Annotated in this window: 18 protein-coding genes and 4 pseudogenes; 14 read left to right on the top strand and 8 right to left on the bottom strand. The window is 68.2% G+C overall.

Going from position 1 to position 21,779, the window contains the following annotated elements; genetic code table 11:
• Positions 1–62: 62 nt before the first annotated feature.
• Positions 63–770 carry a TetR/AcrR family transcriptional regulator gene (locus tag AC4IHM_RS07280; RefSeq protein WP_490866271.1) on the top strand — a complete coding sequence of 236 codons (708 nt, stop codon included), beginning with the start codon at positions 63–65 and terminating at the stop codon, positions 768–770.
• Positions 771–857: 87 nt separating this feature from the next.
• On the opposite strand, the gene AC4IHM_RS07285 is transcribed toward AC4IHM_RS07280, so the two are convergent.
• Complete coding sequence (locus AC4IHM_RS07285; RefSeq protein ID WP_490871016.1) at positions 858–983, bottom strand: hypothetical protein; 126 nt, start codon at positions 981–983, stop codon at positions 858–860.
• Positions 984–1,062: 79 nt separating this feature from the next.
• Positions 1,063–1,353 (bottom strand): annotated as a pseudogene (locus AC4IHM_RS07290) (VOC family protein); the annotation flags it as partial.
• A gap of 1,090 nt (positions 1,354–2,443) precedes the next feature.
• Here AC4IHM_RS07290 and AC4IHM_RS07295 point away from each other — a divergent pair.
• The 8 genes and pseudogenes from AC4IHM_RS07295 to AC4IHM_RS07330 all read left to right on the top strand — a co-directional run.
• Positions 2,444–2,686, top strand: a complete 243-nt coding sequence (locus tag AC4IHM_RS07295) for a helix-turn-helix domain-containing protein (RefSeq protein ID WP_490866272.1) — start codon at positions 2,444–2,446, stop codon at positions 2,684–2,686.
• A gap of 160 nt (positions 2,687–2,846) precedes the next feature.
• Complete coding sequence (locus AC4IHM_RS07300; protein WP_490866273.1) at positions 2,847–3,080, top strand: hypothetical protein; 234 nt, start codon at positions 2,847–2,849, stop codon at positions 3,078–3,080.
• Positions 3,081–3,188: 108 nt separating this feature from the next.
• Positions 3,189–3,905, top strand: a complete 717-nt coding sequence (locus AC4IHM_RS07305; protein WP_490866274.1) for an ATP-binding cassette domain-containing protein — start codon at positions 3,189–3,191, stop codon at positions 3,903–3,905.
• Complete coding sequence (locus tag AC4IHM_RS07310; protein WP_490866275.1) at positions 3,902–5,434, top strand: hypothetical protein; 1,533 nt, start codon at positions 3,902–3,904, stop codon at positions 5,432–5,434. Before AC4IHM_RS07305 ends, AC4IHM_RS07310 begins: the two co-directional genes overlap by 4 nt.
• Entirely contained in the window at positions 5,415–5,651 is a 237-nt protein-coding gene (locus AC4IHM_RS07315) for a hypothetical protein (protein ID WP_490866276.1), read from the top strand. The genes AC4IHM_RS07310 and AC4IHM_RS07315 overlap by 20 nt, the downstream gene beginning before the upstream one ends.
• A 28-nt stretch (positions 5,652–5,679) precedes the next feature.
• On the top strand, positions 5,680–6,153 hold the full coding sequence (locus tag AC4IHM_RS07320; protein ID WP_490866277.1) for a hypothetical protein: 474 nt from the start codon (positions 5,680–5,682) through the stop codon (positions 6,151–6,153).
• A 227-nt stretch (positions 6,154–6,380) separates the two neighbouring features.
• A pseudogene (locus AC4IHM_RS07325) lies at positions 6,381–6,773 on the top strand (MDR/zinc-dependent alcohol dehydrogenase-like family protein); the annotation flags it as partial.
• 184 nt (positions 6,774–6,957) lie between these two features.
• A pseudogene (locus AC4IHM_RS07330) lies at positions 6,958–7,071 on the top strand (IS5/IS1182 family transposase); the annotation flags it as partial.
• A 96-nt stretch (positions 7,072–7,167) separates the two neighbouring features.
• On the opposite strand, the gene AC4IHM_RS07335 reads toward AC4IHM_RS07330, so the two are convergent.
• The 5 genes from AC4IHM_RS07335 to AC4IHM_RS07355 all read right to left on the bottom strand — a co-directional run bounded on the left by AC4IHM_RS07335 (position 7,168) and on the right by AC4IHM_RS07355 (position 16,426).
• Entirely contained in the window at positions 7,168–7,602 is a 435-nt protein-coding gene (locus AC4IHM_RS07335; protein ID WP_490866278.1) for a VOC family protein, read from the bottom strand.
• 237 nt (positions 7,603–7,839) lie between these two features.
• Positions 7,840–13,857, bottom strand: coding sequence for a hypothetical protein (locus AC4IHM_RS07340; protein WP_490866279.1), 6,018 nt, complete (start codon positions 13,855–13,857; stop codon positions 7,840–7,842).
• Positions 13,858–14,176: 319 nt separating this feature from the next.
• A complete protein-coding gene (locus tag AC4IHM_RS07345) occupies positions 14,177–14,809 on the bottom strand; it encodes a hypothetical protein (protein WP_490866280.1) in 633 nt (210 codons plus the stop codon).
• A 377-nt stretch (positions 14,810–15,186) separates the two neighbouring features.
• Positions 15,187–15,801: a hypothetical protein gene (locus tag AC4IHM_RS07350; RefSeq protein WP_490866281.1), complete on the bottom strand. Its 615-nt coding sequence runs from the start codon at positions 15,799–15,801 to the stop codon at positions 15,187–15,189.
• Positions 15,802–15,805: 4 nt separating this feature from the next.
• Positions 15,806–16,426, bottom strand: a complete 621-nt coding sequence (locus AC4IHM_RS07355) for a hypothetical protein (RefSeq protein WP_490866282.1) — start codon at positions 16,424–16,426, stop codon at positions 15,806–15,808.
• Between the two features lie 403 nt (positions 16,427–16,829).
• On the opposite strand from AC4IHM_RS07355, the gene AC4IHM_RS07360 reads away from it, so the two are divergent.
• The gene (locus AC4IHM_RS07360) at positions 16,830–17,243 is read left to right on the top strand and encodes a hypothetical protein (RefSeq protein ID WP_490866283.1); all 414 of its coding nucleotides are present in this window, start codon (positions 16,830–16,832) and stop codon (positions 17,241–17,243) included.
• 63 nt (positions 17,244–17,306) lie between these two features.
• A protein-coding gene (locus AC4IHM_RS07365; protein ID WP_490866284.1) for an IS3 family transposase occupies positions 17,307–18,451 on the top strand; the annotation gives its coding sequence in 2 pieces (ribosomal slippage) (positions 17,307–17,568 and positions 17,568–18,451; 1,146 coding nt in all).
• Between the two features lie 98 nt (positions 18,452–18,549).
• Here the strand turns inward: AC4IHM_RS07365 and AC4IHM_RS07370 are convergent.
• Positions 18,550–19,266 carry a DUF4839 domain-containing protein gene (locus AC4IHM_RS07370; protein WP_490866285.1) on the bottom strand — a complete coding sequence of 239 codons (717 nt, stop codon included), beginning with the start codon at positions 19,264–19,266 and terminating at the stop codon, positions 18,550–18,552.
• Between the two features lie 691 nt (positions 19,267–19,957).
• On the opposite strand from AC4IHM_RS07370, the gene AC4IHM_RS07375 reads away from it, so the two are divergent.
• The 3 genes and pseudogenes from AC4IHM_RS07375 to AC4IHM_RS07385 form a co-directional block, all read left to right on the top strand.
• A complete protein-coding gene (locus AC4IHM_RS07375) occupies positions 19,958–20,746 on the top strand; it encodes a hypothetical protein (RefSeq protein ID WP_490866286.1) in 789 nt (262 codons plus the stop codon).
• Positions 20,652–20,891 (top strand): BBE domain-containing protein, encoded by a 240-nt coding sequence (locus AC4IHM_RS07380; protein ID WP_490866287.1) that lies wholly within the window; start codon positions 20,652–20,654, stop codon positions 20,889–20,891. Before AC4IHM_RS07375 ends, AC4IHM_RS07380 begins: the two co-directional genes overlap by 95 nt.
• Positions 20,892–21,032: 141 nt before the next feature.
• A pseudogene (locus AC4IHM_RS07385) lies at positions 21,033–21,563 on the top strand (MFS transporter); the annotation flags it as partial.
• Positions 21,564–21,779: the final 216 nt, after the last annotated feature.

A 21,779-nucleotide genomic window follows, 5' to 3' on the forward strand; every position in this document is an offset into this window, starting at 1 on the left:
TTAGCTCCGGTCAGCCTCTCGGAGCGCAGTTGTTCGAGCGTTCGGCGCCTTACAGTGGTGCCATGACCTCGACCGCCGAGCCGGGCATCGAAACCGTCAACGTCGGGCGGCCCCTGCGCCGTGACGCCGAGCGCAACCGCCGCCGCATCCTGCAAGCAGCCCGCCAGGTGTTCGCGGCACGCGGTCTCGAAGCGACCCTGAACGACATCGCCCACCACGCGGAGCTGGGCGTCGGCACGGTCTATCGGCGCTTCCCCAACAAGGAAGCCCTGGTCGAGGCGCTCTTTGTGGCACGCCTCCAGGAGATCCAGTCGAAGGCCGAGGCCGCCCTGACCACGCCGAACGCCTGGGACGGGCTGCTCGACTTCATGGAGTGGATGACCGCGTCACTCGCCGAGGACCGGGGTCTGTACGAGGTCTCGGTGAGCGGCTCGTACGGGCACAGACTGGTCGCCGAGGCGCGCGACGACATGTGCCGCTGCGTCGCCCGGCTGATCGAACGGGGCGAGCGGGAAGGCGATCTGCGCTCCGGGGCGAGCGGGACCGACGTGCTGGCCTTCATGGTCATGCTGGGGGCCGTCATCGACTACGCCCGCGGTGTCCGGCCGGAGTTGTGGCGTCGCTACCTGGGCATCTTCCTCGACGGTCTGCGCAACTCCCCGGACCGGCGGAACTCGTTGCCCGTTCCCGCGCTCAGCGACGCGGAACTGAACCGCGCCGTCTACGGGTCGGACGAACCCGGGCAGGCCGAGGGCAAGCCACCCGCCTGAGCCGCCGGGCACGCGTCTTCGCGAGCCGCCCGGCGGGCCCGCCCCGACTCGCCCTCACCGCTCCCGGTTCCCGGGCGCGCAGGCTTTCTAACCTGGGGTTATGGCCCGCAAGAAGGCGGGAAAGTCCGGCATGACGCTCCGGTCGACGATCTCGATCCGCACCCCCGAGGGGTCCAGCAGATAGGCGAAGATCGCCGGCTCTCCGTCGATCACCGCGCAGGCCTCCAGCGTGAAGCCCGCCTTCCGCAGTCGATCGGAACGTCGCCGGGAGGTCGTCGCAGAAGTAGCCGATGTGATGCGTCGCCCGCTGCGGCGACGCCGTCCACAGGGTCCCCGGTATCTCCTGCACGAGTTCGATGTGCGGGGCGTCGAGCGAGTAGACGTAGGACAGATGGAAGACCCGGTCGCCGTCGGGCAGACGGATCGGCAGGTCGGCGGAGGTCGTCCCGGTCCACCGGTATCCCGCGATCTCGGTCAACGCGGACTTCGACGCCTCCAGGTCCGGCACCACGATGCCGGTGTGGTAGAGGTCCGCGGCACGGAGGGGACGCGTCCCCTCCGTCTCGGACCGCGGCCCGGTCACCGCCCCCGCCCCAGGGACTTGGCGCCGCAGGTCTCGCCGTGGCCGTCTCCTGAGCAGGCTGCGGGCACGTTCTCGTGGTCTCGGTCGGGTTCGAGGGTCGTACTCGTCACGGCTTCTCTCCTGGTTCTCGTCACAAGTCCCTGCCCTCCAGCGGTTGGCGTCGGGCCGTCGCACGACATTCGATCCGCGATGTCGAGCCCGCACGAATTGCGGCTCAGCCAAAGGTAAGCGCGACACCACGAGAAAGGAAGGCTTTTCTCGATCGCCCGGTCCGGCACCCTATTTGCCGGCCACGCCATGTCCCTCCTGCCTCCACCGGGAAAAACCCCGCTGAAACAGCGACGAAAGAACGGCGACACACGACTTGCTCCAACAGGTGGCTTTCAGGGGCCACGGAGGTCATCGAATTTGCAGAAGTGACACACTCGGTCTCTCTTCGCTCCAGGGCCGGCGCCCTCGTGCCCCACTCCGCCCGGGAGGCGGCACGCGCGATGGATCGTCGGCTTCCGCCGTGGGCAGGCCGGGGGCGAGCACCGTGTCCGGGCCGATTACCACCAGTTGCTCCGCGCGCCACTCGGCCCGCTTCGGGTACTTGCCGAGGCCACCGCTCCTGCGCGGGTTGGCCATGTGCCGGCCGACGTGCACCATCGCCTCGTCTTGTTTCATGGACTCCCGGGCTACGACGGCGAGTTGGGGCCATCGCCGCGGCTCGCCCGGACGGTCGCGAGCCGCAGCCATGGACCCATCGCGTTTCGGCCACCGGCCGCACACTCAACACGGCTCTCAGCCATTCCGCTCCACGGGGACTCCGCATGATTGACTCACCCGCATGCAGTCCCTCTGTGGTTCCGTCGGGCCGAACCTGCCCAGCCGCGTTGACACCGGCCCAACATCGTTCCCTTGCTCCGCTGTTCACGCCGCGCCTACAGTGACCGCTGCGACTAGCCAGCGGTTCTGACCAAACCGCCCGGGTCATGTGCAGTCGGAGGAACGGGCGAATGACCATCGTCACGGGGGATCGACATTGAGGCTGTCATCGGACAGAAGTAATGATCAGGAAGAGGCTCGCGCCTGCCGCAGAGGGTTCGACATGCCGTCATGGGTACGTGACGTAGACCTGTCCGTTCTGACGGCGCGCGAGCGCGAGGTTCTCGCCGCGCTGGGTGACTGCCAGCCGAACACGGTGATAGCGGACCGTCTCAGCATCACGGAACGGACCGTGAAGAAGCACGTCACCAGCGTCTTCAACAAGCTGGAGATCACGTCGCGGACGGAAGCGGCCGTCATCGCGATACTCAGGAAGTGCTCAGCGGGGTGCCCTTCAGGACACTAGTCCTCTCGTCAGGTCCATGACACCTTCACGGAGTCAACATCGACCACAGGGGAGAACAACTGTGTCTGCGTCAACTCTGGTACGAGGACCCGTATCCGCCGACGAATCGGTACAGGCGAAGGCCGTCAGTGCCTACACGAACGCGTCGATCGGCGCATACGTGGCCGCGACCACGGCGCCCGCCCGTGCCATCGCGTCGATCAGAGCGAAGGTCGACAAGGGACTCGTCCGCTACGACGCCTGGTTCCTGATCTTCACCGCTGTCATCCTCGGCCTGGGCGCCACCATCTTCGCCGGCCTGGTCGTGTGGTGTGTGGTGAAGCAGGGCAAGAAGTTCAGCGGCAGCTGGTCCTTCAAGAACTTCGGCCTGAAGGTCAGCGCCGAATGCGTGTAGCCGCCTGACGGCTGTGTGCGCCAGGTGCCCAGGAAGCTCCCCGGAAGTACCGGGCTTCCTGGGCACCGCCCTGGTTTGTGACGGACTCGGTAAAGGATCAACGCGACAGTGTCTCTCCTGAATGTCAACAACGTCACCTACTCGTACGACGGTGTCGTCAACGTACTCCTGGATGTGTCCTTCACAGTCGAGGAAGGCACGATCGTCGGCCTCGTCGGCCCCAACGGCTCCGGCAAGTCCACACTGATCAGGAACATCTTCGACCTCGTACGCCTTCAGTCCGGGGCCATCCGTATCGGCGGCCATGAGCACGCCCGGCCCGAGGCCAAGCAGTTGGGCATGTATCTGTCCAGCAACGACTATCTGCCCGAGTTCCTCACCGCCCGCGAGTACATCACCATGATGGGCAAACTGTTCGACCTCGATGTCGACCACGATGAGGCCGCCGGCCTGTTCCGCAGGTTCTCCATGGAGGGCCGCTACGACGATCTCATCGAGGACTACTCGCACGGCATGCGCAAGAAGACGCAGTTGGTGTCCGCGCTCGTCATGCGCCGGCCGCTCACCGTCATCGACGAAACCCTCAACGGCATCGACCTCGAAGCGCTGCACCTCGCCGAGAAGGAGTTCCGGCGGGTCCGCGACGCGGGCCGCTCGATCCTTCTGTGTACGCACGACTTCGCCGTGCTGGAACGCCTGGCCGACCGGACCCTCCTCCTCGACCTGGGCCACGTGGTGTACGACGAGCCGACGAAGGATCTGGTCGAAGAACACGGTTCGCTGGCGGCCATGGTGTTCGACTACCTCGAAACGTCCGAGCGATGACGGCGGTACGGCTGAAGCAGTCCGCCGTCCTGGCCCGGATGCTCCTCGTCTTCTTCCGCCGCCGGGTACTGCGGGCCGGAGTCCTGAAGTCCGCCCCGGTCAGAGTGTTCGTCATGGTGGCGGCCGTTCTGCTCGTGGGCGTCATGTGCACCGCCGCCTACTTCTTCCTGCGCCCCCTGGCCGACGAGGCCGCGGTGTGGCGGCTGATGTTCAACACCTCGACGGTGTCCCTCCTGCTGTGGGTGCAGATCGCGTTCCTGCTGGTGAAGGTGTTGTTCATCAACGCCGAGGGGATGCTCCAGCTCAGCTACCAGCTACCGGTCACCAACCGGGAACGCTCGGCGGCGTTCCTCATGTACGAGGCGGCGATGACCGCCGTCGTGGCCGCCGCCGGCCTGGTCTCCCTCTGTGTCAGCGCGCTGATCCTCCTCGGCCCGTCCGCGACCGGATACATCACGGCATCGGTCGTCCTGCCGGTCGCCCTCACCTATCTGGTGCTGTCCGTTCTGTACCAGATGCTGACCCGGATGTGGATGCTGATGGGGCTCAGCCGGATGGCGGGCATCCTCAACGTGCTCGTCCTGTTCGCCGTGCTGGCCTACTACTCCGCGCGGATGACACGGATGATCCAGGACATCTCCGGGGCGTATCTGAGCAGGCGGACCGAGTACACGTGGGTCACGTCGGTGTCCTGGGCGTGGAACGAGCACGGGCCCTGGCTGACCCTGGCCGCCGTGGTGGCGTTGTCGGCCGTACTCATGGCCCTGGCCTTCGCGCTCGCCCCGAACCAGCACGTACGCCAGTCCCGTTACCTGAAACTCCCCGGAAGTGTGCGGCTGCGAGGCGTTCTGGGACCTTACGACTGGTGTCTGCTGCGCAGCGCGCAGACCGTCGCCGCCGCCGCGATGGCGGTCGCGGTGTTCGTCTATCTGCTGCTGGCCAAGCCGTCGATGAACCCCATGTGGGGCCTCGCGGCCCTGTCCTTCGGCGGCCTCTATCAGTTCACCGCCACCCAGCCGTTGCGGATGCTGCCCGGCGCTCGGGCGTCGGCCTGGGCGGTCTACGGACGGCTCATCAGGGCGCAGTCGGTCCTGCTCTCGGTGTTCGCCGTGCCCGCGCTCGCGATCACGACGGCGATCCACCCGGACCGGCTTCTGTCCAGCGCGGTGGCGCTGGCGTCCTGTCTGGGCGGCTCGATCATGACCACCTGCATCAGCATCGTGTTCCCGGCGGAGAAGGACAATCCGTTCTCCGTTTTCCTGGGGCTGTCCGTGGTCGTCGTCGTCCTGGGCCTGTCGGTGATCGGGCTCGGCATGCTCAGTCTCCCGCCCTGGGCGGTGGTGGCCTGCCTTGCCGCAGCGGCCGTCGCGTTCGTCTGGTACGCGGTACAAGGAATTCACACAAGCGAGTCGAGGAGAAGGAATGCTCAAGGCACGGTCGGTCGTGAAGGCCGCCATCGGGGCCGCGCTGCTCACGCTGGTCACGGTGGCGGCGACCCTGCTCGCCCTCATGTTCTCAACGGGCAGTGACGAGTTCGGTGAACGGAAGGCGTTCTTCGGGTCGATGGTCTTCGAGACGGTGGAGAAGGACAACGGGGCAACGGGCATCACCCTCGGCATCGACAACCCGATCCCGATCGTCCTCCTGTTCCTCGTACTCACCGTCGTCCTGACGATGATCCAGATCATCTACCGGGGGTTGAAGCAGCGCCGTGAACAGCTCCTCAGCCAGATGCCCGGCAACTGACCTGAAGATCCGCACCGTTGGCTGGGCGGTGGCCGCCCAGGTGTGGCCACTGCTGGCGTTCGCCGGTGTCCTCCTGGCCACGGCGCTGGTCTGGATGGCGCGCTCCGGTGACGGGGTACCGGCCGAGATGGCGTGGGTACTGCTGGTCAAGCCGGCCACCCTGGGCCTCGTGGTCCCGTTCGCCCTGCACGAGTCGGCACACGCCCTCGTCCTCAAACGGATCCGTACGGTCACTCACATCACGATCGAGCGGACGGCGTGGCGCACCTCGGTGATCCCGGAAGGGACCATGACCGCACGTCAGACGGCCGTGGTGGCCCTGGCCGGGCCGACTGCCTGCGTCGCGGTGGGCGCCTTCCTGTGGCTCCCCGGCCTCGACCGGCCCCTGGCCTGGTGGTACCTCGCGCACATCGTGTTTCTGATGCCGTTCTTCGGCGACGGCCGGGCCCTTTGGCACAGCTACCGCGCGACACGGAGTCAGCCGACCGAGGACGCGGGGTGAGGGCGGCGCCTACGAGTGCTCCGAGCAGGAGGACGAGGGCTGCGCCCCAGGCTGAATTCACGTCGACGCCGTGGGCACCCCCACCGGCAGTTCCTCCGTCGGAGGTGCTGCCAAGTCCCGCATCGGCCGGAGGAGTGTTCTGGACCTCGGCCGGGGGTGTTCATGGCCTGCGGCGCCCTGACCGCACTCCTGTTCCGCGGCGGTCCCTCCACCTCGAAACCAACGTCGCCCGCGTGGCCGACGAGATCGGCGAAGGCGTGACCGACGCAGGCGTCGCAGACCGCGTCTTCGGAGTCTGCGACAACGCCGCAGGCGCGGCCGAGCCGGCACTGCTCACCTTCCGGGCGCCCATCCCCGGCGCCCTCGGATTCATCGACGCCGCGGGGCTGCCCGCCGCGCTGGAGACCGCCACCCGGGCCCTCGATCAACTCGGCGTCACCGGAGGCATGTCGCTGTTCATCAACGGCGCCTCCGGAGGCGTCGGCAGCACGGCCACCCAACTGGCCGTCGCCCGCGGCGCCCGTGTCATCGGCGCCGCCAACCAGAACTACCTCCGCCTGCTCGGCGCGGAGCCCGCCACCTACGGCGACGGCATGACCGAACGCGCTCGCACCCTCGCCGACATCGCGAACAGGGCCGAGTCCGCGGCAGACTGGTCCCGCTCGTCAACCGACACCCTGGCCCCGGGGGCGGCGTGGAGGCTGTCGCTGCGAACTTGACAATGGGGCAACTGACCCCGGTGTCAGGGGTATCGAAGTCGGCCGTGGACCAAGTGACCGAGAACATCGGCGGAGGCCTGCCAGGGTGGTGGTCGGCCGGCCACTGCCGGGCCATCGCAACGACCGCCGGGCCTGGGCGGAGTCCGGCGCCAAAGCCGCCGTAGGCAACACGATGACCATCGCCGACGACGGCTACCCGCCCGCCCGCGCAACCTCGCTCTCACGGGATGACCGCGCCGCATGCGGAACCTGCGAGGCCCACCGGAGATGGCCGCCTCGCAGTCTCGGAGGAGACTCAGTCGAGGCAGAACTCGTTGCCCTCAACGTCCTGCATCACAATGCAGGACTCGTTCTCGCCGTCGGCACGCATCGTTCGCACATGTACCGCGCCGAGCGCGACCAGACGTGCGCACTCGGCCTCAAGTGCGGCAAGGCGCTCCTCACCCACGAGCCCGATACCGGCCCGCACATCGAGATGCAGCCGGTTCTTGACCACCTTGCCTTCGGGAACCCGCTGGAAGAGCAGACGCGGCCCCAAACCCGAGGGATCAGTGCACGCGAAGTAGATCACCTGCTCCTCGGGCGGCAGCGAGCGGTGGTACTCCTCCCACGTGGCAAAGCCCTCCGGGACCGTCGGTACGACGTACCCCAGCACCTCACACCAGAAAGCGGCGAGGCGCGCAGGTTCCGCGCAGTCGAAGGTCACTTGGAACTGCTTGATCGTGGACATCGGCGCACCCTACCAAGGGTGCGCCGCTGCCCCTCTCCTCACGTGGATCCCCAAAACTGGTCCGGGCCGGACACCAGGTGATCAAACCGAACAGCTCAGGGGCTGCGGCGGGATCGTGCCTCTCCGGCCCCGGCCCCGTCCGCTCGGGCCTCTGCCTTGTCCCTCCGGGCCCTGCTCCTCTGTTGCTCTGCTCCTCCTCCGCCCCGGGCCGGACGCGGCTCGGCCGCGGTCACGGCCTCATGCGTGGAGTGTGATGCACTCCCGCAGGAGCGGTTCCAGTCGAAGCTGTCCGTCCTCCCGATCGAAGACCTGAAGGGCGTCGAGGCAGGAGACGATCCATCGAGCCTCCTCCTCGTCCTCCAGCCCCACCACCGCGAGTGCCACAGCGGTCACCGCGCTCACCTGGTCGAACCGGTCCTCCTTGAACTCGGCGGCGAGCGCCTGACAACCGGCGGCGAGCACGGGGTCCGCATGGACCCCGGTCGCCTCGGTGAAGGCGCGGGCGTCCGCCCGGTCCATGCGGATGTCGGCGAGTTGGCGGAGCACCTCGTCGGCGTCGCCCAGTTCGCCGTGCAGCCGGTGCGCCCGGTCGACCAGGAGCGGCCAGCCTCCGGTCCGCTCGTGGAGTCGGTCCAGACGGTCCTCGGTGTGAAACATCTCGACGCGCTGAGCCCAGCCCCGCAGACTGCGGCGATCGTGGCGGCGCAGCACGACCGGGGCCGCAGAGGTGTGCTCAGCGCCGGTCAACAGCGTTCGCCACAGGCCCAGTTGGTCGACATTGGTGACGAGGACGACCGCTCGAGTCACGCCGGGCGTGCCGGGCAGTAGCGTCTCCGCCTGGTCGACGGCCTCCCGGCACGCCTCTGGACGGGCCGGATAGTTGGCGAAGTCGCTGATGACGACCCTCCGTTCCCGCGGCGTTCCGCCCGTGAGTTCCTGCCGGTACACGCGTCCGTTGCCGACGGCCGGCAGCTTCCAGTCGGCGATGCGTCCTGCGACCCTGCGCAGGGTGTCGCCGACGTCGGTGACACCCGTCGCGGCGCTGCCCAGGACGACCCGCGCCTGGTTGGACCGCTCCCCGAGCAGGTCGTCGAGCTGGGTGATGGTAAGCGGGGCGGGGCGGCCGTCCGGCAGCTCGGGACGGCCCTCCAGCACGATGCTCTCCTGGAGTTCGCAGTCCTCTTCGGCCCTGAGCAGTCGGGCCTCCACCTCGTGGGAGCTGCCGATCATCCGCAGGGCGCTGGGACCTCGCAGGTGCCAGCCGAGACCGTCGTGGTTGGGGGCGAGGATGCCCAGGCCGACCATCTCGGAGAGGTAGGCGCGGAAACCCTCGGTGTCGAGCCGTTCGAAGCCCTTGCGCCAGTAGGTCTCGCACTCCTCACGCAGTTCGGTGTCGCTCAGCCGCACCTCCAGGCCGCGGTGCCGGGCGTGATAGGCCAGCACGTTGGCGATCACGTCGTAGCGGTGGTCGAGGCTCAGCGTGTCCTTGAAGGCGGCCGAGATGCTGTCCCGCAACCCGGTGTCCGACTCCACGACCTCGATGTCCGCCAGTTCGACCTTGTACAACGGCCCAGCCGGTCCGCTGGGCCCACGCCGTGCCCGCTTGCGGTGCATCACCTCCACCAGCCGGTGCCCGAACATCTGAAGCAGGAACGGCTGGTAGGAGCAGTATCCGAGCACCCGGTTGACCAGGTCCAGGTCGAGGAACTCGAAGCCGAGGGCCCGCATCGGTTCGACCAGCAGCTCGGCGGCGAACTGCGGAGCGAGCGGACCGATCACCTTGGGGGTCTGCGCGAGATGGCCGAACGGTCCGTTGCTCGCCATCTTGGAGAACCGCTGCACGGAGTGCAGGCCGGCGAAGACGACCTTGGCCCTGTCCTTGGTGTCATCCCCCAGCCCCTTGAGCTTCTTGGTCTGGTTGAACCGGGGAGCGTCCGCCTCGAAGAACTGGTCGCATTCGTCGAGCAGGACAAGCAGCCGCCGACGTGAGTCACCGTCGGTCCATGCCTGGATCCCCGCGCGCACCCGCTCGGAGATGTCCTTCACGGGCTTACGCCCCTGGGGAGGGCCGAGCACCTGCGCCTCGGTCAGTTTGCGGTCCAGGACGCTCCACAGCGTCTCCGGGCCCAGCGAGCTGCCCTTGCCGATGTTCTCCTGGTCAAGGTTCACGTACACCGACAGGTGGTAATCGGGGTACTGCTCCATGAACTTGTCCCCGGCGTCGGCGAGCAGCGCCGACTTGCCGAGGCCCCGGCCGCCGAAGATGACCTGGGTGCCGCGCGGGTCAAGGATGCTCTTGCGTTCGGCGTCCCGGCCGTAGAACATCTCGCCGCCGATCCGGCCCCGCTTCTCCCTGATGTACGGGTTGACGCCGGAGAACGGCAGCAAGGTCTGGGTGGCGATGCTGACCTGGCGATTGCCGTGCGCCGCGAGGTAGGCGAGTGCGGCGTCGTCCACGACCAGCAGCGGTTGGGACAGCCGCCCCGAGCCCACAGCCAACTCGATGCGCGCCTCCCGGCCGAGGGTGCCGAAGTAGAGCACGACCAGGCTTGTTCCACTGGTGTCGCGCTCGGCCCAGCTCATTACAACCTTGGCGGGCGGCCGGCCCCACACCATCATCACCCGCAGGTTCCCGCCATGCTCGCGGATCTGGGAGCCGAACGCCGGTGCCTTGGCCCTGCCGTTGATCACCACGTCGGTCGCCTCGACGAGCCGGTACTCGCGCCGGTGCTGGGACCGCTCGTCGAGCTGCCGCGCACTCTTGGCGTCGTAGCCGAGCAGCTTGAGGAGCGGCGGCACCCGCCGCGTGTGCGCCACGTGCAGCCTGTCCTTCGGCTCGGTGGTGCCCATGAGCCGCCACTCATCGAGGGCGTCGGCCGCGAGGGCCGCCTCATCGGTGGACAGCGCACTGTAGTCCAGCACCGGAACGGCGGGATGCGTGCCGCAGGACCGCACGATGCCTACCAGGTCGCGGTCGATGCCGCCACGCAGTCCGTCGGGCACCGCCGGGAAGAACTCCGCCAGATGGGACTCGTCGTTCTCGATCTCGGGGACGTCCTCACCGATCTCCAGGAAGTAGACAAGGTCGGCGGCGGTTGCCAGGTCGTCGGTCTCCAGGCACCGCAGCACCCGCGCCCGCTGGTCTGCGTTGCTGTCCAGCACATCGAGCCGGGCCCGGATTCGGTCGGCCGCCTCCTGCCGAAAGTCGGGGAGGCTGCTCCGTACCGTGTCGAGACCACGGCGTACGGCGACCAGGTCGAGCGCCTCAGTCTTGTCGAGCCGCTCCCCCGCATCCGCGAGCAGCTCCTGGAGGCGCAGATCCTGATCGTCGGTCACAGCGCCGTCCGCCTGCGCACGATGCAGTTCGGCCACTAGTTCGTCGTGCTGCCCGCGCAGCTCCACACGGCGGACACTCTCCCGCTCCTCGACCTCGGTGAGCGACGGCGGCAGGAACTCCCCGGCCTGGGCGGCGGGCAGCATCCCGCGTCCGGCCAGTTCCACGATGTAACGGACCGCAGTGAAGGCATCGTGGTCCAGGCGCTCGGCGACGGCTTCCGGCCAGCCTCGGTCGACCGCGGCGAGCAGCAAGGCCGACGACGGCCGCTCCTCCACCGAGTCGCACACCTTGAGCAGTTCCGCGTCCAGCACGACTTCGACAGGGATCGGACCGCCCGTCCGTATGGTCGCGTTGTCCCCGGTCAGCAGAGCGTACAGCTCCTCCATCGAGGCACGGGCCGCCCACGCCTTCGCGGCGGCGAGACCTGCCGAGCGGCCGGCGAGCTGCTTCAGTTCCCCCAGTACGCCGTCCTTGCCGTCCAGGAGCGACTGCCGAAGGGAGGAGATTTCCTTCACCGCACGGTTGCGGTCGGAACGGTCGCCGCCCCGGCGGGTGCCGTCGACCACCAGACACCACTCCTTGGCCGGGCCGACGGCGCGCTCCACGAGGTGCACCAGGTCCTGCCGTCCGGACCCCTGAAGGGGTTTGCCGCTCGACGAGCGATACTTACGGTCCATCCGGTCGATCTCGCTGTTGACCTCGGCCAGTTTCGACAGGCGTTCCGCCTGCTCCCGCACGTGCTGGATCGCGGCCCTGTCGTCCAGCGCGACGGCCGTCAGAAGCGAGCCGAGCAGCCCGCCCTCGGGTGCCAGCCATCGCTTGGCGATCTCCGTCGCCCGCGCGAACCGCAGCCGCTGGGGCGCCAGCAGCGTGTTGCAGTGGTCACGCAACTCCGCAAGGCGTGCATCGCGTTCGGCGTCATCGGCGATGACCACCAGCGGCGACGCGATCAGGGCACCGCTGAGCGCACGGTCGGCGACCGCGGTCGCCGCGCCGCCGAGCTGGTCGGGCAGACGGGGTACCAGCGCCTTGAGCTGAGCACCCGCCAGATGGTCTCCGGTGATCAGCGCTATCCGCAACAGGGCTGGCAATAACAGGAGTTCGCTGCCCTCGGTGTCGCGGCCCGCGTAACCCCCATAGCTCTCCAAAAGGTTGGTGGTAAGCCGCGCGCCGCGGTTGTCGCCGGAACTGAGCAGCGCGGCGGCACCGGCCAGCCGGAGCGCCGCCGCCTGCGGCTCGGGACGACCCGCGGCGCGCGCCATTTGATGGGCGAGCCCGAAGCGCCGCTCAACGATCAGGCGCGCGAGGACCCGCTCGGCACTCTCCTCATCCGGCTCTCCGTCCGCGAAAGGACCGTCGTCGTGCCGGGACGGTTCCTCGGCGTGGGCCGTCCCAGGGGAGGGCACGCGATCGCCGGGCATGTCCGCGGCCACGCTCGCGGACGCCGCGGTGGACGCGTTCGAACTCGCGATCGCGCCGGTGGGCATGGACGTGGAGACGGTGTCGAGAGTGGTCGCCGGGGTGCTGTCCGCGGATGCCGTGGGCTGCTGGTCGACGAGACCGAAGGGTTCGGGAACTGTCTCCGCGGGCGGGGCGGTCCGCTTCATGGAGGCGGAGTCGGACGTGGCCTTGCGGGGGTGAGTGGCGGCGTCGTCCACCGGGGCCAGATCTGCCGATGCGGGAGGCAGTCCCGGCGCAGGTTCCTCGTCCGTCGCGCCAACCTGTGCCTCGTCGGCCTCCGCCTTCGCTGCCGCCCCGGCCGTCGTGCGGAGAGACGCCTCGGGCTGCGGGAACGACAGATCGGTGACCATGACGGCGGCCATCGCACACGCAGGCAGTACCCGTACGACCTGTTCCTGAAGAGCGAGGATCTCCGCCGCCGCGTCCGCCTGGCGCCCCAGTCCGACGATCCGCGCCAGCGCAAGGAGGGCCGTGCTCTCCTCGCGCTGTTCCTCACCCCACATCTGCTCCCTCAACAGGCCCCGCGCTGCTTCCCGCGCGGCCTCGGTGGCCGAGGCCGCAGTACTGCCGGGGCGACATACGACATCCAGCAGTGACCGCAGGGTCTCCCGCGCCAGAACGTCGTGCTCGCTCGCCGCCCGGTGCGCGTCCGCGGCCCGGACCATGTCCTCCAGCCGGCGGGAGAACCCTTTGATCCCGGCCGCGTCGAACACCGCCTCCGCACGGTCGAACAGGGCGTTCAGCGCGGTCAGCCGCAGCAGGTCCTCGCGCTGCGGCGGGCTTCCGTCCGCGACCGTGACCATCACCTTCTCAGCGGCCTGCCGGGCGAGGGCAAGGCCCGACTCCAGTTCTCGGCAAATCTCGTCCGGCTCCGGCTCCGGCTCCTTGCCTGCTCCTGGTGCCTCGGCGGCGACGATGTCCGCAGCCGTTGGCGGCATCCCTCGGTGCGCGGTGTCCTCGGGCGTGGTTCCCCCCTCTCCGGACACGCCGGGCCGGAAGGTGGGGTAGGCAGCCGCGATCTCCCTGGCCAGCTCGCCAACCCTGTCGAAGCGTGCCTTCTCGTCCTCGCCCGCGTTCCCGGCGAACCAGTCCTGGTCCGCGGCCCAGGCGAGAATGTGGGCGCCGCCGACCGAGGCGTTGCACCATACGAAGACCGTGGCCCTGATCAGCGGCTCTCCCCACCGGGACACCGGGTCGGACGCAGCGTCCCCCGAGGGGGCACAGGCGTGCTGGTTGACCTGGTTCATCACGGTGTGCGTGAGCGTCTTGACCGCGCAGGTGCACGCATGCTGCCGCGCCTCACGCTGAAGCCTGCCGAGCACATCCCGGCACAGGGACTTGCTCGCCCGTCGTGGTGCCGCGATGCGGATGCCCAAGCCGTCCAGCAGATGCTGGCGCTCCTTGGGCAGGAGAGAGTTGAACGCCAGCTCCACCGCGCTGACGGGGAGTTCCTGCACAGCGACTACAGCTGGCGACGCCAACGCCCTGAGCGCCTCGGCCAGACCTTCGAGTTCCTCGGCGGGGATGCCTTGCGGGGGCAACGGTGGCCCCGCAACGACGTGGTGGCGATCTCTCATACGGGGTACTCCGTTTCCTCGTGCTTCTGAACGGTGTGCGGACTGGACCTGACAGATGCGGGCCCGCCCTGGCAGGTGCGGTGTCTATGGGGCGCGGGCGGGGCTCGGCCGACGGTGCGGGTGGGTGGCGCTCGGGCGATCGACCGAGGTCGCACAATCGGTGTGGACCTCCGGGATCGACCGGGGATGCGCGGACCTCTCAGTGTCCGCGCGTGTGCTCGGTGACGAATGTGTAGCCGAAGGGCAGTTCCCAACCGTCCGCCTTACCGAGACGGCGGCAGTAGTCGCGGAAGGCCGCGCGCTGGACCTCGCTGGGAGAGCACCCCGGGCGCAGGCGGCGAAGATGACCGGGAACGAAACGAAATTGGACGCCGAGCAGCGCAGCGCCCTCGGCCGTACCGCCCCAGGGGCGTATCACTCGTCGTTCCAGCGGTCGGTAGCCGATCAGCGCGATGACCGGCTGTCCGTCGCGCGCCGGGTGGTGGGGGCGCCCCATGGCATCCCGACTACCGAGGGCTGGTTCCAGCACCCGCTCCTCAAACAGTTCCACAACCGCCGACTCGAGGGAAGCGGTCTGTGCGCCGGCCGGACGGTGCCCGTAGGCGGCCGTCGGCAGCGCGGCACGGTCCATGAGGGCGTGCCCGTCGGGAGTGAGCAGGCCACAACGCCGCACGGTGCGGATGACCAACTGCCGTGGGCCGAGTCCGGCCGCGCTGTCTCCGTGGCGGTCGCTGCCCGGGACGTCTTCGCGGGTGAGCACACGCGGGTCGTAGCAGTTGCCGGTCTCGCGGTCGCCGATCAGCACCCGCTCGGGGAGAAGCCTGGTGGTCATGCGGATTGTGGCGCCGCCGAGAACGTCGGTGGACCTCGATCATCACCCCGGGGAAGAAGTCGAGCGGCCAAAGGATCCCGGTCAGCCGTGGCGCCTCGTGGCCGAGGTCCACGGTGACGTCCTGTTCTGCCTCCTTCTCGTTCACCGTCTGCCCCGGGTGGCCCAGTTCCAGACGCAGATTCGGGTACCGGTCGTGGGACCGACAGAGGTCGCGTACGGCCTCCGAGGGCAGGGGGAACCAGCCATCGATAAGGTGGGCCAGCCGCAGGGGCGCCCGCCAGACGACGTCGGTGCCGTCGCTGTGCAGAAGCTCACCGGAGCCGAGAGAGGTGTCGTCGGCGAGCGGCAGATCGACCGGCTCCAGATCCACGCCGAACTCAGCCTCGGACTCCGTCTCCGGGGGGGAGGGTCGAGGCCCAGCCGCGTCCGGCCGGTATGAGGGGGTTCCCCAAGGGCTCCGGCGAACTGGGGTGGTGGGACCGCCAGATGCCTCCGCCTTCGAAGGCGTCGTCGAGGGTGATCAGGGATCCGCTCGCAAACAGGCCCTGTTCGCTGTCCCGTTGGACGACATCGGCGAGCGCCACGTTCGCCCGGCACACCGCGGCAGCGTATCCGGTTCCGGTGAGCAGATCCGCCGCCCCGGAGAAGGCGCGCAGTCTCGGGCCGACGGCGGTGTATACGGGGTGCGCGGAAGTGTGCATGTAGCGCCGTTTCACCGGCACGGCCGCGTGCTCCAGCGCCGCCGCCAGGGATCTGAGGTCGTCGCCGCCCAGCGGGCCGGTGTCCCGCCAGCACTCGGCCAGGGAGGTCCTGGTCATGGCGTACTGGCCCCATGTGCGCAGCAGTTCGCCGGAGTCGAGGACACCCCGGATGGTGTCGAAGATGCCGGCCAGCCCTGCCCGCAGATCCTCGTCACGCGTCCCGCCGACCAGTTCGACGAGGGAGACGGGGACGAACGGGCTGAGTAGCTGATCCCGGGCGGTGCTCAGCAAATGGTCAGCGTACGCGGACAGTTCGTCGCGCCGGGCGGCCTCCTGGGAGGGGTAGCAGAACGTCGACCACCAGATGTCCGTCCGCGTTGATCCATCGCTGACGGGTACGCAAGCGGTGGAGCTGGGCCGGCGAAAGACGCAGGGCCGGTCCGAAGGCGTCGAGGTCGGGCACCAGCAGTTCCCTGCGTCTCGGCGCGGCCGCCTCCCCCGGTTCGCCCGGCCCTTTGGCCCCCGCGGGCGCTCCTGACACCCACGCCGGCACGTCACCGTGCGCGCTCGCCTCCAAGTGAGCACCCTCCCGGTAAACGATCTCCGCGAAGAGCGGATCCGATCCTGATGTCACGCACACCATCGCGCCGACCGGCAGCACCGGAGCGCACTCACCGAGGGTGATCACGGGAAAGCCCTCGGGGCGCAAGGGGCTCGCACCGTACCCCTCGCCGCCGAGGTCGTACCCGAAATACGCGGCGTTGAAGGCGACCGCAGTGTGCACAGGCGCCCGACGGGCCGTCACGACAGCCTGGAGGTAACTTCGCAGCCGCTCCCGCTCCTTCTCGGGCACCGCGTCGTGCCCTGCCGTCATGGCGGGCGTCAGCAGCGCCCGTTCCCCATACGGATCGGGCACCTCCGTTCCCCCACGCTGACTGTCTGTAGCCGACTCATACGGGTCCCCACCCATGGCACCTCCGCCCCCACCACGAGCCCGCCCCGGCTCGTCTGCGGTGATTCCGCAGACTATGCCCACTCCTGGCGTCTCTGTGGCACATTCATCGCTTTGCTGAGCACACAGCGGACGCCCCTGCATTTCCTGTCACGGCCGAATTGATCCAAACCGAACAAGCGGAGCGTTTTGCCGCTGTGCCAGATGGCGCGTACGAGACCACGTTGACGACGCACACGTACATATGCCGCGCGCGTCGCATCAATATGCGGAGGCGCGATCGACCCTCCGTCCATATCCGCTGGTCCTCACCGGCGGATACGCCAGGACCTCGATGTCGCCACCGAGAACCCGGTACCCATGGCCGATGGCCGCGCAGGTCGGCACCCACGGCGTCCGGCCTGCGGGCTGGGCACCTGATCACCCCGCCCCACGAGGACGCGCGGAAACTCGGCGAGTTCGGCGCATCCTCGCCGACGTGCTGACCCGGCATGTCAAGGTCACGGGCATCGACGACGAGACGACATCCTTCAGCACCTTCGAGGACGAGATGCGCAAGGCCCGCCCCTCGGTCTGGCTGTGGGCGCCGTGGGTCGCGGACCGGGTGCGCGGCATCCTGCCCCTGCTGCACGAGGCGGCCGGCAGCGACGTGCGCTTGACCGTGTTCACCCGCGACGACAGGACCAGCTCCAGGCCCGCTGCGCTGTCTGCGACTCGTCCCCCCGGGACGCGGCTGCGGGGACTGAATAGTTACGGGTTCGGTAGAGACTCGATTCCGTGAAAGGTTTGAGTCGTGGCAGGTCCCTCCTCCTATCCCGTTGAGCTGCGCAAACGAGCGGTCCGTATGGTTGCCGAGGTCCGTGGTGACTGTCCGAACGAGTCGGCCGCGCTGCGGGCGGTCGCTCAGAAGCTGGGTATCGGTTCGGCCGAGACCCTGCGGAACCGGGTGAAGCGCGATGAGATCGACTCCGGGAAGCGTCCGGGGACGACCACGGAGGAGTCCGCGCAGATCAAGGCGATGAAGAAGGAGATCGCCGAGCTGAAGCGGGCGAACGGCATCTTGAAGGCGGCGGCGTCTTTCTTCGCGGCCGGGCTCAAGCGGCCACACACACGCTCGTAGCGTTCATCGACGAGCACCGGGCCCGCTTCGGCGGTGTCGAGCCGGTCTGCCGCGTACTCACCGGGCACGAATGCAAGATCGCCCCCTCCACCTGTTACGCCCACCGCAAGCGTCTCCAGGCCCCGTCCGCCCGCACTGTCCGCGACGCCGGGCTGAAGCCACTCATCCAGCAGATCTTCGACGTCAACTACCGTTTCTGCGGGGCCAGGAAGGTCTGGCGCGGGCTGCACCGCCAAGGCCACGCCGTGGCCCGGTGCACCGTCGGACGCCTCATGCGAGAACTCGGCGTCACCAGTGCCGTCCGCGGAAAGAAGATCATCACCACGATCCCGGACAGTTCCGTCGAGCGGGCACCGGACCTGCTGGACCGCAGCTTCGTCGCGCCGGCCCCGAACCGCTGCCGGGTTGCCGACTTCACTCACATCAGCACCTGGTCAGGAGTGGTATACGTCGCCTTCGTCGTGGACACCTTCTCCCGCCGGACCGTCGGCTGGGCCGCCGCCACGTCGAAGGAGACCACGCTCGTCCTGGACGCCCTGGACATGGCTCTGCGGCAACGCGACCGCGACGAAAACCCCTACCAGGCAGGCGAGTTGATACATCACTCCGATGCCGGGTCGCCATATACGAGTTTCCGGCTCGCCGGGCATCTGGACGCCGCCGGTATCGCGGCCCCGATCGGCTCGGTCGGTGACGCCTACGACAACGCCCTCATGGAGTCCACGACCGGTCTGTTCAAGACCGGGCTGATCAAGCCCGGTCGGCCCTGGCGAACGCTTTCCCAGGTTGAACTCGCCACCGCCGGGTGGATCGACTGGTACTGCCACCGTCGGCTCCACGGTGAAATAGGGCACATCCCACCCGTCTAATACGAGACCAACTACTACCGCGTAACCACCAAACCCCAGGTCACAACCACAATCTGAAGTCTCTACCGAACCCGGAACGTTCAGGATGCCCATTTCGGCTACCGGGTCTCCGTCGAGACCGGGGCGAGGCGGAAGACGCACTGGACCGTGTTGAACTCGATCACCTGGGCGACGAAGCGGAACTTGTCGCCAACTGCAACGTTGGCAGGGACCTGCTTGCCGGTCAGGTGCAGGTTGCCGGTGCTGACGTCCTCGTACTTAAAGTTCGGGCCGTCCGTCGTCTGCGGTCCCTTGTCACCCGGGCCGAGCAGGAAGTCGTAGCGCGTCTGGTCATCCCCGTTGGACGCCATGTACCTGATTGACCCGTCGAAGGCGACTGTCCGCCTCTCGTACTTGGTTGCGAAGTTCACGTTCGCTTCGTCACACGTGTCCGCCTTCAACAACGCTGCGAACTCGCGATTATTCTGCGCCGTGATCACCTCAGCGGCAGTCGGCTCGTTTGCGGGCGGCGTAACGGAAGGCTTCTCGCTGCTGGCTGACGAACTGGCTGACGCGCCCTTCTCGTCGTCTCCGTCGCCGAGCACAACGCCAGTGCCGATGATGGCGGCCAAGACCACGAGGACGGCAGCCCCCGCCCCAATCAGACGCCACGGTAGTGGCCTCTTCGGCCGACGGAAGTTGAGGGTGGTGCGAAGTCTGCCTGGGAGCTGTTCCACGAACTCCCATCCGTCCTTCTGCATCTTCGAGATCACCAAGCCGTCGGTGCCCCGAACCGTCTGCACGGCCTTGTACTCGTACTTGATCTCATCGGCCATGCGGCTCCCCGCCCCCTGAAGCGAACTGGTCATAGCAACTGGGCGCGAGCATAAATGATTCCACGAGGAGCCCGGCGTCACGAACTGTCGCCTCATCACCGGCATCCGCAGCACGCTGAACGCGTGTAACGGGAGACCTGAGTCGGCATGCACTACCGAGGGCACACCTCGGGCAACGAGTTGATCACCGTTGGTAGCCTCACGAGAGGCGCAAGTGTTCGCCCAGCTCAATGGCCTTGCTGATGCAGTTGGAGGGGCAGATGGAGGACCGTATAGCTCCAGCATGTCGGCCTGTGTCATCGGCATACAGAGCATGAAGACTTCCACCAGCCTCCCCACCCGGAGCCAGGGAAGCGACGCCGACAAGACGATCGTGGGGCCTTAAGCTCAGTTCAAGGGCCCTCGACCACCAGCTTCGTCAACTGCGCCAGCAGGCCGCCCTCAACTGCCGACTCACTCGCACGCGTATTCTGCTTCGTGCTGCTCTTCCCCGGGAGACTCACCAGTTCTAACTGATGCTCCCTGTTGGCGAGTTACACGAGGACTCCCGCACAGACCCTGCCTCGAACCTGGGTGAGCGCACGACCGTGCTGCGGTCCGCTGCGGGACGCTCACACCGAACGGGCCCGGCCCTCCTGCTGCATTTTCCGTGCTCTCCGCCGCCGCGACAGCATGCTTTAGCGTGTGCGGCATGAGGGTGCAGATCATTGGTGGCAGCGGGTTCTTAGAGGCCGTTGTCGTTCCGAACCTGAGGGCGGCGTCTTCGCTGGTCAGGCATAGGGTCGGTGATTCGGCGGGAGTGGTGACGTGTCGTGTCGTCACTCCCCGGGAGAAGCTGCGCAGGGAGGCCGCGGAGGAGTCGGCGGAGCCGTTGATGATGAATCACAAGGCGAACGGCGGCATTGGCCTTCTCACCCAGATCGACGCCACCGTCCCCGACGCGGAGAAGGTGCTCGACGGCTTCCTCACCGAGGTCACCTCCGCCGCGGCAGTACGCCCGATGTCCGAACCCCTCGGCGAACTGGGCCCGTTGCCCGATCTGTTCACTCCTCGGCGCCTTCCGTGGCTGCACTCGGTCAGACTGCTGGGCACGAGCAACCCGACCCTGACCAATCCGACGCTGCGCGGCCACCACAAGTCCGCCCACCTGCGCAAGAACGTTACCGAGGCGCAGGCCACGGCGATGTACCGGCATCTGACGCGCACCGATCGCGAGAACCCCGCGTCCACGGTGGTCCTGCTGTCGTACCGCGGGAAGATCAACACGGTGGGCTCTGGCGACACCGCGTCGGCGCAGCGGGACTCGGTCTTCCAGGGGCTGCTCCAGAGCTTCTGGTCGAGTGCCGAGGACGACGCCGCGAACATCGGCTGGACGCGTGACGTGTATGGCAGAGGTCTTCTCGGCCGGCGGTGGACATCCCGTATCAGGCGCGGCCACGGACGGCCGCTACAGCAATTACCCCGACGCCGACATCACTGACACGAAGGTCAACACCACCGGCGTGCCCCGGTACACGCTCCACTACAAGGGCAACTACCCGCGGCTGCAGCGAATCAAGGCCGCGTGCGGCCCTCGGAACACCTTCAGGTACTCGCAGTACATCACCCTTCCCGACCACACGTGAGGCGAGCTGTTGCAGCAGCATGACGTCACCGCGGCTGAGCGGACGAAGCCGGCCGCGACGGCCGCCGAAGCGGTAGGCGACAGGAGAAGAGGAGTGGCCTTCGCTCTGCTGGCGTCGGTCCAGTTCGTGCTCATCCTCGCCATGAGCGTGCTCAACGTCGTACTCCCCGACATTCAGCGCGAGTTCGGCCTCGACCGCGCCGAACTCGCCCTGCTCGGGGCCTCATACCCCATGTCGTTCAGCGGGCTGCTGCTTCTGGGCGGTCGGCTGTTCGACCTGTACGGAAACCGTCGGGTTTTCTTCCTCGGCACCCTCGTGTTCGGCGCGAGTTCGGCGCTGGCGGGCGTGTCCACGGGGCTGTGGATGCTGCTGGTGGCGCGCTTCGTCCAGGGCGTCGGTGCGGCACTGGCCGTACCGACCGCGATGGCGCTGGTGAGCGTCGTCCACCCGGAGCCCGCGCGGTACGCCCGTGCCATGGCGGTCTGGGGCGGGCTCGCGGCTTCCGGCGGGACCGCCGGGATGCTGCTGTCCGGGGTGGTGGCCTCGTGGAACTCCTGGCGCTGGGCGCTCGTCGTGCCGGTCGCGGTGGCGGTGGTGACCCTCGCCGCCGCGCGCCGGCTGGTCCCCGAAGGGACGCCGCCCCGGGATGGCCGACTGGACGTCCTCGGAGCCGTCCTGGTCACCACCGGGATCGCCCTGCTCAGCTACGGCCTCGTGGAGACGCCGGAGCGCGGCTGGACCTCCCCGGTGGCGCTCGGCACGCTGCTCGGCGGCGGTGCGCTGCTGGTGGGCTTCGTCGTCACCGAGGCACGGGGGGAGCAACCGCTGTTGCCGTTGTCGTTCCCTGCCGCGCCGGGCCGTGGCGCTGCTCGCGGTCTTCCTGGGTAC

This window comes from Streptomyces sp. SL06 (genome assembly GCF_058244745.1).

Coding starts and splice junctions, on each gene's coding strand:
- AC4IHM_RS07380 (WP_490866287.1), top strand. CDS start 20,652: ATGGCAGAGGTCTTCTCGGCCGGCGGTGGACATCCCGTATCAGGCGCG.
- AC4IHM_RS07280 (WP_490866271.1), top strand. CDS start 63: ATGACCTCGACCGCCGAGCCGGGCATCGAAACCGTCAACGTCGGGCGG.
- AC4IHM_RS07310 (WP_490866275.1), top strand. CDS start 3,902: ATGACGGCGGTACGGCTGAAGCAGTCCGCCGTCCTGGCCCGGATGCTC.
- AC4IHM_RS07335 (WP_490866278.1), bottom strand. CDS start 7,602: ATGTCCACGATCAAGCAGTTCCAAGTGACCTTCGACTGCGCGGAACCT.
- AC4IHM_RS07360 (WP_490866283.1), top strand. CDS start 16,830: ATGGCCGCGCAGGTCGGCACCCACGGCGTCCGGCCTGCGGGCTGGGCA.
- AC4IHM_RS07345 (WP_490866280.1), bottom strand. CDS start 14,809: ATGACCACCAGGCTTCTCCCCGAGCGGGTGCTGATCGGCGACCGCGAG.
- AC4IHM_RS07295 (WP_490866272.1), top strand. CDS start 2,444: ATGCCGTCATGGGTACGTGACGTAGACCTGTCCGTTCTGACGGCGCGC.
- AC4IHM_RS07315 (WP_490866276.1), top strand. CDS start 5,415: ATGTTCTCAACGGGCAGTGACGAGTTCGGTGAACGGAAGGCGTTCTTC.
- AC4IHM_RS07370 (WP_490866285.1), bottom strand. CDS start 19,266: ATGGCCGATGAGATCAAGTACGAGTACAAGGCCGTGCAGACGGTTCGG.
- AC4IHM_RS07375 (WP_490866286.1), top strand. CDS start 19,958: ATGAGGGTGCAGATCATTGGTGGCAGCGGGTTCTTAGAGGCCGTTGTC.